The sequence below is a fragment of the Phenylobacterium sp. genome (genome assembly GCF_036402295.1).
Taxonomy (GTDB): Bacteria; Pseudomonadota; Alphaproteobacteria; order Caulobacterales; family Caulobacteraceae; genus Phenylobacterium.
This window is the reverse complement of the sequence record NZ_DASWTE010000337.1, coordinates 1-12,506: the sequence shown is the minus strand read 5'-3', so window position 1 is coordinate 12,506 and position 12,506 is coordinate 1. Positions and strand designations below refer to the sequence as shown.

The 12,506-nt window shown below is 71.4% G+C and carries 12 protein-coding genes; 4 read left to right on the top strand and 8 right to left on the bottom strand.

Translation table 11 applies throughout. From position 1 onward, the window contains the following. A partial coding sequence (locus VGD44_RS19975; RefSeq protein WP_331090135.1) for an NAD(P)(+) transhydrogenase (Re/Si-specific) subunit beta occupies window positions 1–831 on the top strand: 831 nt, incomplete at its 5' end. A 3-nt stretch (window positions 832–834) separates the two neighbouring features. Here VGD44_RS19975 and VGD44_RS19970 read toward each other — a convergent pair. Both VGD44_RS19970 and VGD44_RS19965 read right to left on the bottom strand, forming a co-directional pair. Next, window positions 835–2,136 carry a calcium-binding protein gene (locus VGD44_RS19970; RefSeq protein ID WP_331090134.1) on the bottom strand — a complete coding sequence of 434 codons (1,302 nt, stop codon included), beginning with the start codon at window positions 2,134–2,136 and terminating at the stop codon, window positions 835–837. A 25-nt stretch (window positions 2,137–2,161) separates the two neighbouring features. Further along, window positions 2,162–2,491, bottom strand: coding sequence for a helix-turn-helix transcriptional regulator (locus tag VGD44_RS19965; protein WP_331090133.1), 330 nt, complete (start codon window positions 2,489–2,491; stop codon window positions 2,162–2,164). Between the two features lie 135 nt (window positions 2,492–2,626). On the opposite strand from VGD44_RS19965, the gene VGD44_RS19960 reads away from it, so the two are divergent. The 3 genes from VGD44_RS19960 to VGD44_RS19950 all read left to right on the top strand — a co-directional run bounded on the left by VGD44_RS19960 (window position 2,627) and on the right by VGD44_RS19950 (window position 7,479). Beyond that, window positions 2,627–5,611, top strand: coding sequence for an autotransporter outer membrane beta-barrel domain-containing protein (locus VGD44_RS19960; protein ID WP_331090132.1), 2,985 nt, complete (start codon window positions 2,627–2,629; stop codon window positions 5,609–5,611). Window positions 5,612–5,786: 175 nt separating this feature from the next. Next, window positions 5,787–6,614 carry a M23 family metallopeptidase gene (locus VGD44_RS19955; protein ID WP_331090131.1) on the top strand — a complete coding sequence of 276 codons (828 nt, stop codon included), beginning with the start codon at window positions 5,787–5,789 and terminating at the stop codon, window positions 6,612–6,614. A 1-nt stretch (window position 6,615) separates the two neighbouring features. After that, on the top strand, window positions 6,616–7,479 hold the full coding sequence (locus VGD44_RS19950) for an alpha/beta hydrolase (RefSeq protein WP_331090130.1): 864 nt from the start codon (window positions 6,616–6,618) through the stop codon (window positions 7,477–7,479). Here VGD44_RS19950 and tilS read toward each other — a convergent pair. The 6 genes from tilS to VGD44_RS19920 all read right to left on the bottom strand — a co-directional run. Next, window positions 7,461–8,660, bottom strand: coding sequence for a tRNA lysidine(34) synthetase TilS (tilS, locus tag VGD44_RS19945; RefSeq protein ID WP_331090129.1), 1,200 nt, complete (start codon window positions 8,658–8,660; stop codon window positions 7,461–7,463). The two genes, VGD44_RS19950 and tilS, sit on opposite strands and share 19 nt — an antisense overlap. Continuing rightward, window positions 8,648–9,505 carry a tol-pal system protein YbgF gene (ybgF, locus tag VGD44_RS19940; RefSeq protein WP_331090128.1) on the bottom strand — a complete coding sequence of 286 codons (858 nt, stop codon included), beginning with the start codon at window positions 9,503–9,505 and terminating at the stop codon, window positions 8,648–8,650. Before ybgF ends, tilS begins: the two co-directional genes overlap by 13 nt. A gap of 10 nt (window positions 9,506–9,515) precedes the next feature. Then, a complete protein-coding gene (gene pal, locus VGD44_RS19935) occupies window positions 9,516–10,073 on the bottom strand; it encodes a peptidoglycan-associated lipoprotein Pal (RefSeq protein ID WP_331090127.1) in 558 nt (185 codons plus the stop codon). A gap of 67 nt (window positions 10,074–10,140) precedes the next feature. Then, window positions 10,141–11,448 (bottom strand): Tol-Pal system beta propeller repeat protein TolB, encoded by a 1,308-nt coding sequence (tolB, locus tag VGD44_RS19930; protein ID WP_331090126.1) that lies wholly within the window; start codon window positions 11,446–11,448, stop codon window positions 10,141–10,143. Window positions 11,449–11,456: 8 nt separating this feature from the next. Then, window positions 11,457–12,233, bottom strand: coding sequence for an energy transducer TonB (locus VGD44_RS19925; RefSeq protein WP_331090125.1), 777 nt, complete (start codon window positions 12,231–12,233; stop codon window positions 11,457–11,459). After that, the coding region (locus VGD44_RS19920) for a biopolymer transporter ExbD (protein ID WP_331090124.1) at window positions 12,230–12,506 on the bottom strand (277 nt) is incomplete at its 5' end. The genes VGD44_RS19920 and VGD44_RS19925, both read right to left, overlap by 4 nt.

The following is a 12,506-nucleotide window of genomic DNA, read 5'->3' as shown; positions in this document are numbered from 1 at the left end:
TGGCCGTTGTACGCGTGCACCGCGATCGCGTTCCTGCTCGGCATCCACCTGGTGATGGCAATCGGCGGCGCCGACATGCCGGTCGTGGTGTCGATGCTGAACAGCTATTCGGGCTGGGCGGCGGCGGCGCTGGGCTTCACGCTCGAGAACATCACCCTAATCATCACCGGGGCGCTGGTGGGCTCGTCGGGCGCGATCCTCAGCTACATCATGTGCAAGGCGATGAACCGCAGCTTCATCTCCGTGATCCTGGGCGGGTTCGGGGCGGACGACAGCGCCGCCGCGGCCGGCGGCCAGATCGAGAGCCGGCCGGTGAAGCAGGGCTCGGCGGAAGACGCCGCCTTCATCATGAAGAACGCCTCCAAGGTGATCATCGTCCCCGGTTACGGAATGGCCGTGGCCCAGGCCCAGCACGCCCTGCGCGAGATGGCCGACCTGCTCAAGGAAGAGGGCGTGGAGGTGAAGTACGCCATCCACCCCGTGGCCGGCCGGATGCCGGGGCACATGAACGTGCTGCTGGCCGAAGCCAACGTCCCCTACGACGAGGTGTTCGAGTTGGAGGACATCAACGCCGAGTTCGCGACCGCCGACGTGGCCTTCGTGATCGGCGCCAACGACGTGACCAACCCGGCCGCCAAGACCGACACCACCAGCGCCATCTACGGCATGCCGATCCTGGACGTGGAAAAGGCCCGCACCGTGCTGTTCGTGAAGCGCGGCATGGCGGCGGGCTACGCCGGCGTTGAGAACGAGCTCTTCTTCCGCGACAACACAATGATGCTGTTCGCCGACGCCAAGAAGATGGTCGAAGGGATCGTGAAGGGGCTTTGAGCCCTAGCCCAACGGATCCACGCCCAGGCCCGCGCCGACGGTCGCGTTGATCGGCGGCGGCTCGGCCGGCGCGCTGCGTGTCCCGATCAGCAGGTAGCCGTCGGCCACGCCGTCGCCGTTCAGGTCGACGTCCACGCGGGTGAGCGGCGGACGCGGGCCTACGAGGGTCGTGCCGAAGTCGCCGTCGCTCGGCGGGATGAGGTCGGGCTCGGGGTCCGGCTTGGGCGGCGTCTGGCCGTCGCCGGTGGGCGGAGCCTGCTTGTCGGCGTCGGGTCGCGGGCGGGGCAGGAAGTGGATCGCACCACCACCGAATCCCAGAACCCGATCGCCTTCGAGGCCGCTGTAGTCGAAGATCACGCCCAGCAGGGTCTCCGGGCGTCCGGCGTGGACGGGCGCGTGGATCACGAAGGTGTCCGCACCGGCCCCGCCGATGGCGGTGACCTCGCCGGTGACCTCGAGGACGTCATTGCCGGCGCCACCCTCCAGCAGGTCGCGGCCGCCGCCGCCCTGCAGGGTGTCGTCGCCGTCGCCGCCGATGATGTGCTCGTCCTCGGCCGTGCCGGCCAGGAGGTCGTCGCCGGCCGTGCCCTGGATCACCGTGGCGGGCGCGGTCGGGGCCGAAGGGCCCACGGACAGGTCCAGCGTCTCGGCTGGGGCCGCGTGTGGGGTCTCGACGACGGGCGGCGGGGAAGCGACCGCCGGCGCAGCCGGAGCGGCCACGGCGGGCTGCGCGGCGACCAGCATCGGCGTGGGCCCCGGATCAGACGGTTGCAGCGCCACGCCCTGGGCGTTCTCGCGCTCCTGGGTGGGCGTCTCGGCCTCCGGCGGCGGGGGCGGCGGCTCGGCGGGCGGCGAGGCCTGGACGGGCTCGCTGGCCTCGGCCGTGTCGCCGATGGCGGAGGTCTCGTAGAAGAAGGCTGTCGCGGCCAGCAGCGCCAGGAAGGTCTGACCCTGGCGGGCGGTGAAGGGCAGGACGACCGCCGATGTGGGCGCCATCATCTCCTCGGTCGCGGCCAGGCGCTCGCGGAGCGCGGTGTGCAGGTCGACGCTCTCGTTCACGGCGTCGTCGATGGCGGAGTGGACGACGAACTTTCCGTCGATGCGCGCCACGTGGATCAGGACGTCGCCGTCGGCGTCGGTGACCACGCACCAGGGGTCGCCCTCGTCGGTCGCGCCGAAGATCACCTCGACATGGACGCCGCCCGAGGCCAGCCGGTCGGCCAGCTCCTCCAGGCGCGCGCGCTCGGTCGCGGACCAGTCGCCGCTGTCGCGCACGCGAGCGATGAAGGGAACGACCTGACCCATCGTCTAGCGACGCATCTCCTGGAGCCTAGCCCGCAGCCCGGCCCTGCCGGGCGGCCTCGGCGCCGAACAGCAGCCTGTATAGTTCCGGTTCGTAGTAGCGCAGCAGGACCTTGGCGAATTCGCCGGGCTCCAGACCCAGCGCCTCGGCCCAGGCGCCCTGCGTCTCGATCGGAAGGCGGCCCAACCCGCTCTCCACCTGGGAGACGAAGGTGTAGTAGCGCAGGCCCACCTTCTCGGCGAGCTCCGCCTGGGTCAGCCCCGCTTGCTCCCGCGCGGTCTTGAGCCAGCGGCCGGCCTGCTGGCGCAGGACCTTGATCTGGGCGGCTTTGGCGGGATCGGTCGCGGGTCTCGGCATCCGGAGCTCCAGGCTTGCAGTTCCGCCTTGCGGGGACCGGCCAAGCCAGATAGTACAGTTTTTACGCAACAAATAACTACGCGACGTGTAGCCGCTCGTCTGGTGCCTACCACGCCGACCCGTTCCAGGAAAGCAATGAAGCGCCTCTTCGTCTCCGCGGCCGTCCTGCCGCTCCTCGCCGCGACCGCCGCGCACGCCGAAACCAAGATCTCCACCGCCACGACGGCGCCGGTGCGGACGTCGACGGTCGCCAGCGGCCAGCCGGACCACATCACCATCGAAGCGGCCGGCTCGATCGCCCCGACGGCGGCCGGCGCGGCGGTCACCATCGACAGCTCGAACGCGGTGATCAACAACGGCTCGATCACCTTCACGGGCGTCAGCGGCGCGACCGGGATCCAGATTGACCCGGGCTTCGCCATGGCCCTGACCAACAACGGCACGATCGCGCTCCTCGAGGACTTCACGCCCACCGACAGCGACAGCGACGGCGACCTGGACGGCGCGTTCGCCCAGGGGTCGGCCCGCTTCGGCATCCGCGCGCTGGGCGGCGCCACGACGTTCGGCAATATCGTCAACGCGGGCGCGATCCAGATCGAAGGCAACGACTCGCGTGGCATCTCGATCGAGACGCGGCTGAACGGCAGCCTCACGCACTCGGGCTCGATCAGCGTGGTGGGCGACCGCGGCGTAGGCGTGCGGGTCGACCAGGCCTCGGGCGACGTGCAGATTCGCGGGTCGGTCGGCGTCCAGGGCGAGGGCAGTACAGGCGTGCAGGTGGGCCAGATCGACGGCGGCCTCCTGCTGCAGAACGCGATCACCGCCACGGGCTACCGATCGACCGACAGGCTCTCGGACACCGTCCGCGCCAAGCTGGACGCCGAAGACCTGAAGCAGGGCGGCTCGGCGGTGCGGATCATCGGCAGCATCGCCCGCGGCGTGCTGCTGGATCGCCCGCCCGTCGACAACAGCACCACCGACACGGACGAGGACGACGACGGCGTCGTCGACACCGCCGAGTCGACCGCGACGATCTCGGCGTTCGGCGCGGCGCCGGCGATCGACGTGGGCGGGGCTGCGCCCATCACCCTGGGCGCCGTCGGGACCGGCGAATACGGCTTCGGCTTCGTCAACCGCGGTAACATCAGCGCCAGCGGCGTCAACGACGGGATCGCCGGCAACGCCCTGCGCTTCGGGTCCGGCGTCACCGTCCAGGGCGGCCTGCGCAACTGGAGCGGCAGCACCATCGTGGCGCGCGCCTTTTCGGCCCAGTCGACCTCGATCCTGGTGGGCGCGGGCGCGAGCGTGCCCTACCTGCTGAACAACGGCGCGATCGGCGCCGAGCAGACCGGCGGCCTGCACGACGCGCGCGCCGTCGTCGATCTCTCGGGCAGCCTGACGCTGGTCGAGAACGCCGGCGTGATCCGATCGGTGATCACCACGCCCACCGGGGTGACCCAGACGGGCAAGACCGTCGCCCTCGACCTGTCGGCCAACACGACGGGCGCCACGATCCGCCAGCTCAGCTTCTCCACGGCCGACGTCCCGGCGATCGGCGGGGACGTGCTGTTCGGCAGCGGCGCCGACCGGCTCGAGCTGCGGGCCGGCTCGCTGACGGGGACCATGAGCTTCGGAGCCGGCGCCGACGCCCTGGTGATCGCGGGCGGCGCCACGGCCACCGGCCGCATCGTCGACACCGACGGTCGGCTGGCGATCGACGTGCAGGACGGCCGCCTCACGGTCGGCAACACAGAGACGGTGAACCTGACGGCGCTGACCCTCGGGGCCAAGGGCGTGCTGGCGGTCAACATCGACCCTACCCTGACGGCGGCCCGCTTCGACGTGGCCGGGGCCGCCACCATCGTCACGGGCGCCCAGGTGGACGTGACGCTCACCGGCATCTCGCGCGGCTCGAAGTCGTTCCAGATCGTCCAGGCCCAGAGCCTGACGGTGGGCCAGGCCGGGGCGACCCTGGCCGGCGCGCCGTGGCTCTACCAAGCCAGCTTGCGGACCGACCAGGCGGCCGGCGCGGTGTTCGTGGACGTGCGGCCCAAGACCGCCACCGAGCTCGGCCTCAATCGCTCCGGCGCCCAGGCCTTCGACGCGGTCTTCGCTTCGCTGGACAAGGACGACGCGATCGAACAGGCCTTCCTGGACCAGAAGACCCAGGCGGGCTTCGACGCGCTCTACGACCAGGTGCTGCCCGACCACTCGGGTGGCGTGCTGATGTCGGCGGCGGCGATCTCGGCGGGCATCTCCTCGGCGGTGGCCCAGCCGATGGCCATCGACGCGACATCGGGCACGGGCGTCTGGGCCCAGGAAGTGGTGTTCAACATTCGCCAGGACCGCAGCGACGCCATGGGCTTCAAAAGCCAGGGCTTCGGCTTTGCGGCCGGCTACGACCTGCAGGGCGAGGCCAACGCCCTGGGCGTGAACGCCAGCTTCGTCACCACCGACGTGAAGGACCGCGGCGCGGCGGCCGGCGAAGAAATCTCGATGAACCTCTTCGGCGCCGGCCTCTATTGGCGCTTCGACGGGGGTCCGCTGCAGGTCGCGGCGCGCGGCGGCGTGGGTTACGCCTTCTTCGACGGCGACCGCCGGCTGGTGTCGCAGACCCTGAACCTGCGGGCGAACTCCAAGTGGAACGCGTGGATGGTCGACGCCTATGCCGGCGCCTCGTACGAGGTCCGCGTGGGCTCGCTCTACGTGCGCCCGGAAGGCTCCTTCAGCTACCTACGGCTGGCCGAGGACAGCTACAAGGAGAAGGACGGCGGGGCAGGCTTCAACCTGATCGTCGACAAGCGCACCGGCGACATGCTCACCGGCGAGGCGCTGCTGGCGGTGGGCTGGCGGTTCGGTGACGAGGTCTACCTGGCGCCCGAGGTCAAGGCCGGCTACCGCGCCAAGCTGGCCGGCGGACCGGCCCGTACGACGGCCCACTTCGAGGGCGGCCAGGAGTTCACCCTGGATCCCGAGAACGTGTTCAAGGGCGGGTATGTGGCGCGCGCCGGCTTCCGCGGCGGCGCCAGTCGGGTGCTCTACGCGGTGAACGGGGGCCTGACCAAGGACGGCGACTACGAGGAGTACGACGTCCGCGCCACCGTCCGCTTCCAATTCTAGGGCTCGCCCTCACGGGGAGCTGGTTTGCTCGCGGCCCGGATTTTGCCTAGAACGCCCTGCAGTCTGCTCGCCGGTCCCAATGCGGACACGGCTGCTCGCGCGTGGTGGGAGTTCTTCGAGCTTGCAGGAACGGAAACCGATCCTGAGGAATCGCGTGCTTGCGGAGGCCGGAATCGTGGCCGCCGCGGGCCTCAGCGCGTTCGCCGTGGCCCATGCGTCGCTGATCGTCCCGTCGTCGACGCCGACGTCGCAGACCGTGCGCCTGACCAAGGCGGTCGCCACCCCCGCCGCCCCACCGGCCGAAGAGGTGCTGATCGCCTTCGAGGAGCCCGTGCCGGGCCGCGCCATCGTCTCGCCGTTCGGCCTGCGCCAGCTGCCCTGGGAGGGCGGCGGACGCCTGCACGAGGGCGTCGATATCTCCGCCGACAGCGGCCTGCCCGTGATCGCCGTGGCCGACGGCGTGGTCGTCGACGCCGGGACCAAGGGCGGCTACGGCCGCTTCGTCGCCGTGCGCCACGCCGAGCGGCTGACCACCTACTACGCCCACCTGGGCGCCATCGGCGCCGACGTGAAGCCGGGAGTGGCGGTGAAGGCCGGGACCGCGATCGGGCGCATCGGCTCGACGGGCACGTCGACGGGCCCGCACCTGCACTTCGAGATCCGCGACGCCCAGAAGCGGCCGCTGAACCCCGCGATGTTCTTAGGCAAGGCCTTCGCCGAGGCCGGCGACCTGCCGCTGGACAAGGCCAAGCGCTATTCCGGCCGCGTGCGGATGGCCTATGTGTCCTTCATCCCCGAGAGCAAACGGGCGCTGATGGAGGCTAAGAACGATCCGCCGCTGCTGGTGATCAAGCGCAAGACCACCGACGCTCAGGACCTCGCCGAAGCCGAGGCGAACCTCCAGGGCCAGGCGCGCAAGGCGGCGAAGCAGGAAAAGATCGACGGCCTGCGCGAGCTCTCCATCGGGCCCGACGGCCGGCCCCGGGCGCAGCTGGCGCTGTAGCTTGGGCAAACTCAATTACCGCGGCGAACAGGTCGACATCGGCGGCCGCAACCTCCGCGTCGTGCGGAGCGGCCCGGCCGCGAGCGCGCATCCGCTGGTGGTCTGCGAACACGGCGCCTTCGGCTGCGCCTCGGACTGGGCGATCGTGCAGGAGAAGCTGTCGGCCAGGGGCCTGCGCAGCCTGGCCTACGACCGCGCCGGTCTGGGCCACTCAGACCCCGGCCCCGCGCCGCGCGACGGACGCGCCATCAACGACGACCTCGAGGCCCTGCTGGGCAAGCTGGGCGAGGCGGGACCGATCCTGCTGGCCGGCCACTCCATGGGCGGGCTGATGGTGCGGCTCTATGCGCTGGAGCGCGCGCGGCCGGTCGCGGGCCTGGTGCTGGTCGACCCGGTGACGCCGGACGTCTTCGGCCTCCCGGGCGGGCCGCAGGCGATCAAGGGTTTCGGCCGGCTGCTGCAGCTCGCGAGCGTTGGCGCCAAGTTGGGGATGATGGTCCCGGTCTCGTTCGTCAGCGGCAATCTGATCGGTCTCACCGGCGAGGCGGGCCAGGAGAAGCGGCGGATCCACGCCTCGGCCCCGCACGCGCATGGCGCGGCCGCCGAGGTGATGGCCTGGCCCGACACCTCGCGGATGGCGGGCGCGATCGAGCTGCCCGATGACCTGCCGGTGGCGGTGGTGACGGCGGGGCTGAACCAGACGCGCGGGCCGATCAAGCAGATGCAGGAGACGCCGGCGAAGCGCTCGAACCACGGCTACGTCGAGCACGTCACCGCCGCGACGCACGCCAACCTGCTGGGCCCCCGATACGCCGACGCCATCGTCCGCGGCGTCGACCACGTGCTTCAGGCCGGCTCCCGCTGAACGAGGCCCGCGGCGGCGCGCAGGCGCTCACCAACCAGGCTTTCGACCCCCATCAACGCGGGGCATGTGACCCCGCCGTCCGGCCCGACGACTGCGGGCAGCGCCGGACGCGCGGCCGGGGCGCAGGCGCGCAAGGCCATTTGCTGATCGTCGGGGAGCCGCCGTAGCAGCCCGGCGAGGCGGCGCACCTCGCCGCCGCTCTCGAACTCGAAGCGCCCGTCCCAAACGCCAGGCGGCTGCAGAGGCCCAAGGCCGCCCCGCGCGAACTCGCCCGCCTCGCGGAAGAACCGCGCTTCGACCCTATCGCCCTCCACGCGCGCGCCGGCCAGGGTGGCGAGCACTGGCGCGTCGCCCTGGAGCGCCGCGGAGAGGCGCTGGACGCGGGCCCCGGCCGGCAGGCGGTCGCCGCCGCCGGCGCAGACGGCTGCCAGCGCCACGAAGCGCCGCGCGTCGTCCGGGGTCGCGGCCTGAAGCCGTCGACGATCGATCGCCAGCATGCCGGCGAACTCACGCACCTGTCCGGCGAGGCAGAGGGGCTCCGGCTCCTGACGGCTGACCGGGGCGACGCCGCTCAGCCGGGCGCGACTGCGGGCGAAACGGAGGTCCGCATTGGCCGGGTCGTCGACCCACGTCTCGCCGCGGTCGACCAGCCAGCCACGCAGCTCGGCGCGGCCGACATCCAGCAAAGGCCGGAAAACGAAGATCCCGCGGCCCTCGGGCCAGACCGGCGAAGGAGCCCATTGGCGAGGGTCAGGCGTGGTTGAGCCGGCGCGCCGCATGGTCGTCGCCTCGGCCACATCGTCGGTCGTGTGGCCCATGAGCAAGACGCGGGCCCCGGCCTGTCGCGCGGCATCGGCCAGCAGGCGGTGGCGGGCGGCGCGGGCGGCGGCGGGGAGGCCCGTCGTGGGCTTGTCGCCTTCCCAGCCGAGGGCGAGGAAACGGCGGCCCAGGCGCGCGGCGACCTCGGCGCAGCCGGCCGTCCAGCCGGCGCTGTCGGGCTGCAGGCGGTGGTCGACCGTGAGGATCACGAGTTCGCGGTCGCGGTCTCGCGCCCAGGCGTCGGCCATCAGGGTGAGGGCGAGCGAGTCGCCGCCGCCAGAGAGCCCGACGGCCACTGGCGGGCCGGTGCGCCTAAGGCGTCGGTCGAGCGCCTCGCGGACAGCGGCCTCTAGGCCGCGCACTTGGCCTGGGTGCGGGCGGCGGCGGCGCGGCTGGCGACGGTGGGCGGCGCCTTGGGATAGCGGCGCGAGAATTCGGCCAGGGCGTTGCAGGCGTCGGCGGGCTTCTTCAGCGCGATCAGCGAGCGCGACAGCTCCACCACCGCGTCGGGCGCCCACGAGGTCTGCGGCCAGCCGCGGATGGCGCCGATGTAGGCCTGGGCAGCGTTGGCGTACGCCCCGCGGACCGACAGCGTCTTGCCCAGCCAGTAGTTCGCCTCGGGCGTCCGCTGTGCGTCGGGATAGGCTTCGACGAAGGTGGCGAAGGCGGTTTCGGCGGCGTCATAGTCGCCGGCCAGCATCAGCTGGCGGGCCTGGGCGAAATCCTTTGTGGGATCGCCGGCCGGCGCCGTGGGCGCGGCGGTGGGCTCGGCCTCGGCGGCGGCCACCGCGGTGGAGGCGAGCCGCTGTTCCATCGTCGCCAGCCGCTGGTTCAGGCCCTCGAGCTGGGTCTTGAGCGTGGTGTTCTCGCGCCGCGCGGCGTCGAGGTCGCGGGTGGCCGTGTCGATCGTGCTGTTGAGCGAGCGCAGCGTCTGCTCGAGGTCGGAGAGCTTCTCGGCCATCTCGGCCATGCGCGCGTCGGTGTCGGCCGGCTGGACGACGACAGGCTTACCCGTATCCCGCAGCTGGAAAACGATGGCCCGCAGTTCGCGGACCACCTTCTCCATCCGGTCCACGCGCTTGGCGTCGCGCGAGTCGAGCGGGTCGACCGCGGGCGGCGGCGCGGGCAGGGGTGTTTGCGAGGCCACCGGGCCGGCCGCCGCGAGGACGGCCAGGGCCAGCAGGGTCACGGGGAGACGCGCACGCATCGGCGGGTCCTTAGCGGGCGCCCGAGACGATCGCGGTGTGCCCGTTGCGGTTCTTCTGCCAGGCGTCCTCGCCGCTGCCCGGATCGATGGGCTGTTCCTTGCCGAACGAGATGGTCGAGATCCGGTCGGCGGTGACGCCGCGGCCCACCAGGTAGTCGCGCACCGAGTTCGCCCGGCGGGCGCCGAGGGCCAGATTGTACTCGCGGGTGCCGCGTTCGTCGCAATTGCCTTCGATGCGCACGCGCACGTTGGGGTATTGCCGCAGCCAGCCCGCCTGGGCGTCGAGGATCGGCTGGGCGTCGGTGCGGATGTCGTGCTGGTCGAGGTCGAAGTAGACGCGGTCGCCCACGTTCACGATGAAGTCCTGGGCCGAGCCCGGAATCGCGCCGGTCGGCTGCGTCCCCACCGGGCCGCTGGGCGGCAGCTCGGTGCGCGGAGCGGTCGGGGCCGCAGGCTGTTGCACGGGATAGGTCGGCTTCGCCTTCTTCGCGCAGGCTGCCAGCGACACGGTCGCCACGCTCACCAGGGCGAGGCGAACCCACGTGCGGCCGCTCAAGCTACGAAACATCTGCGTCTCCTAGGGTCGAGGTTGCGAATCAATATCGCCATCTATCGGGCGGGATTGGGGCGCAAGACTAGTTAAGCAAAGGCGACCACGCCGGGTCCGACCCTGCGCCGGGGTAAGGCATCGGTTGAAGGATTCGCCCGGTGACATCCACGCTCCATAACTTGGGCGAACCGCCTGGGGTTTCACGCGAGAACATGAGAACGCGACCATTCGGCGCCCAGGTCGGGCCTTCGTCCAGATAGCTGGAGGTCAAAAGACGTTCATCGGTTCCATCGGGGCGCATCACGCCGATGTGGAACTGGCTGCCCTCCTGCTTCGTGAAGGCGATGAATTCGCCGGTCGGGCTCCAGACCGGCGTGGTGTAGCGGCCGCCGCCGCCGGAGATGCGGCGCTGGCCCGAACCGTCTGCGCCCATGACGTAGATCTGCGGGCTGCCCGAGCGGTCGGAGTTGAAGGCGATGCGCGTGCCGTCGGGCGAGAACGAGCCCGAGGTGTCGATGCTCGGGTCCGAGGTCAGGCGCGAGGACGAGCGGCTGGACAGGTTCATGACGTAGAGGTCGCTGTTGCCGGCGCGTTCGACCGAGAACACCACCCGGCCGCCGTCGGGCGAAAACCGCGGCGCGAAGACCATGCCCTGGAAGGTGCCCAGGCTCTCGCGCCGGCCGTTCTGCAGGTTGAAGAGGTAGACCGTGGCGCTGTCGGGACGCAACGCCATGTAGGTGATCTCCTGGCTGGTGGGCGAGAAGCGCGGCGTCATGACGATCGAGTCGCCGCCGGTCAGGTAGCTGGGGTTGGCCCCGTCCTGATCCATGATGGCCAGGCGCTTGGTCACCTTGCCGCGCGCGCCGCTCTCGGCGACGAACACGACGCGGGTGTCGAAATAGCCCTTTTCGCCGGTCAGCCGCTCGTAGACGGCGTCCGAGATCTTGTGCGCCACGCGCCGCCAGTTCTCGGGGCTGGAGGTGAACTGCAGGCCGAGCAGCTGCTGCTCGGCGAAGACGTCCCAGAGGCGGAAGTCCACGCGGATGCGGCCGCCCTCGACCGTCACCTGGCCGTTCACCAGCGCCTGGGCGTTGATGGTCTTCCAGTCGGGGAAACGCGGCTGCACCGCGGCGTTCAGGTCCTTCTCAATGAAGCTCGCCGGGTCCAGCGGGCGAAACAGGCCCGAGCGCTGGAGGTTCGCCGAGATCACCTGGGCGATGTCGGCGCCCTGCGGACCGCCCGCGAAGCCGGGCACCGCGATGGGCAGGGGCTGCACGTCGCCGCGGTTCACGTTGACCTGGATCTCGGCGTGCGCCGCCGGCGCGGCGGCCATGGCGCCGAGGAGGCACGCGAGCGCGGCCAGAGGGGCGAGCAGCAGTTGGGGAAGCCGCATGGAGGGTCTCATCGGTTGGCGCAGAACTCCCGCGCATCGAAGGTCACGGAAATCGTGTCGCGATAGAACTCGGGGGGCAGGCCCCGGATGGGAGCCGTGGCGTAGACGGCGCGGGCGGCGCGCTCGGCGGCCACCTGGGCCACGGGCGTCCGCGCGCTGGTGATCTGGGTGGCGACGTCGCCGATCAGCTGGCCGCCGACGCCCAGCCGGAACGTGGTCTTGACCATTACGTCGCCGCCGCCCTGGACCAGGCAATTGGGGTTCCAGCGGCGCATCAGCTCGTCCTGCAGGCCCTGTAGCGCGACGCCAGCGGCGAGCCCCGAGCCGGTGGTGTTCCGTGCGACGGGCGCGGTCTCGGCGCGGGTGGCGCCTTTCGGCGCGGCCGACGGGCGTTGGGGCTGGTTGCGGGCCGGTTTGGTCAGGCTGGCGGCCAGCGCGTCGAGGTCGAAGGACTTCTCCGCGGGTTTCGGGGTCGGCTTCGCAGGCGTCGGCGTGGACTTGGTCGGCTCGGGCGGCGGCGCGGGCTCGGGGGCCGTCTCCGGCACAGGCTCTTCGGTCGCCGCGGTCAGGGTCTCGGGCCCCTGCACGGCGGGTCGGGTGTCCATGTCAGGGGCGGTCGAGACGATGGTCACGGGCACCACCGAGCCCACCTTCAGGTCGCGGGTGCCCCAGCTGATCATGAAGGCCGCGGCCACGGCGACGTGCAGGCCGATCGACCCGAGGGCCGCCGGCGAGACCTCGAATCGTCGGGGTGTGGCGCGGCTCCCGATCCCCTGCGCGGTCAAGGGGCGGCCTCCTCCTGCGCCGCGCCGGCGCCGTCACCGCCGGATGACGGCCCGCCGGTGTCGGTGATCAGGTTGATGGCGGTGAAGCCTGAGGTGGAGAGCGAGGCCATCACCTGCGCCACCACGGCGTAGCTGGCCTTGCCGTCGGCGCGGACGTAGATCGGCCGGGTGGTGTCGGAAGCCATTTCCTTTAGCCGCGGTGCGAAGTTGGCGAACGGGATCGCGTTTTCGCCGATATAGAGCGCGCCATCTGAACGGATGCTGATCGTGATC

Excerpts from the sequence above, each read along its gene's own strand:
- VGD44_RS19960 (WP_331090132.1), top strand. The coding sequence starts at position 2,627 with ATGAAGCGCCTCTTCGTCTCCGCGGCCGTCCTGCCGCTCCTCGCCGCG.
- tolB (WP_331090126.1), bottom strand. The coding sequence starts at position 11,448 with ATGCGGCTTCCCCAACTGCTGCTCGCCCCTCTGGCCGCGCTCGCGTGC.
- VGD44_RS19970 (WP_331090134.1), bottom strand. The coding sequence starts at position 2,136 with ATGGGTCAGGTCGTTCCCTTCATCGCTCGCGTGCGCGACAGCGGCGAC.
- pal (WP_331090127.1), bottom strand. The coding sequence starts at position 10,073 with ATGTTTCGTAGCTTGAGCGGCCGCACGTGGGTTCGCCTCGCCCTGGTG.
- ybgF (WP_331090128.1), bottom strand. The coding sequence starts at position 9,505 with ATGCGTGCGCGTCTCCCCGTGACCCTGCTGGCCCTGGCCGTCCTCGCG.
- VGD44_RS19965 (WP_331090133.1), bottom strand. The coding sequence starts at position 2,491 with ATGCCGAGACCCGCGACCGATCCCGCCAAAGCCGCCCAGATCAAGGTC.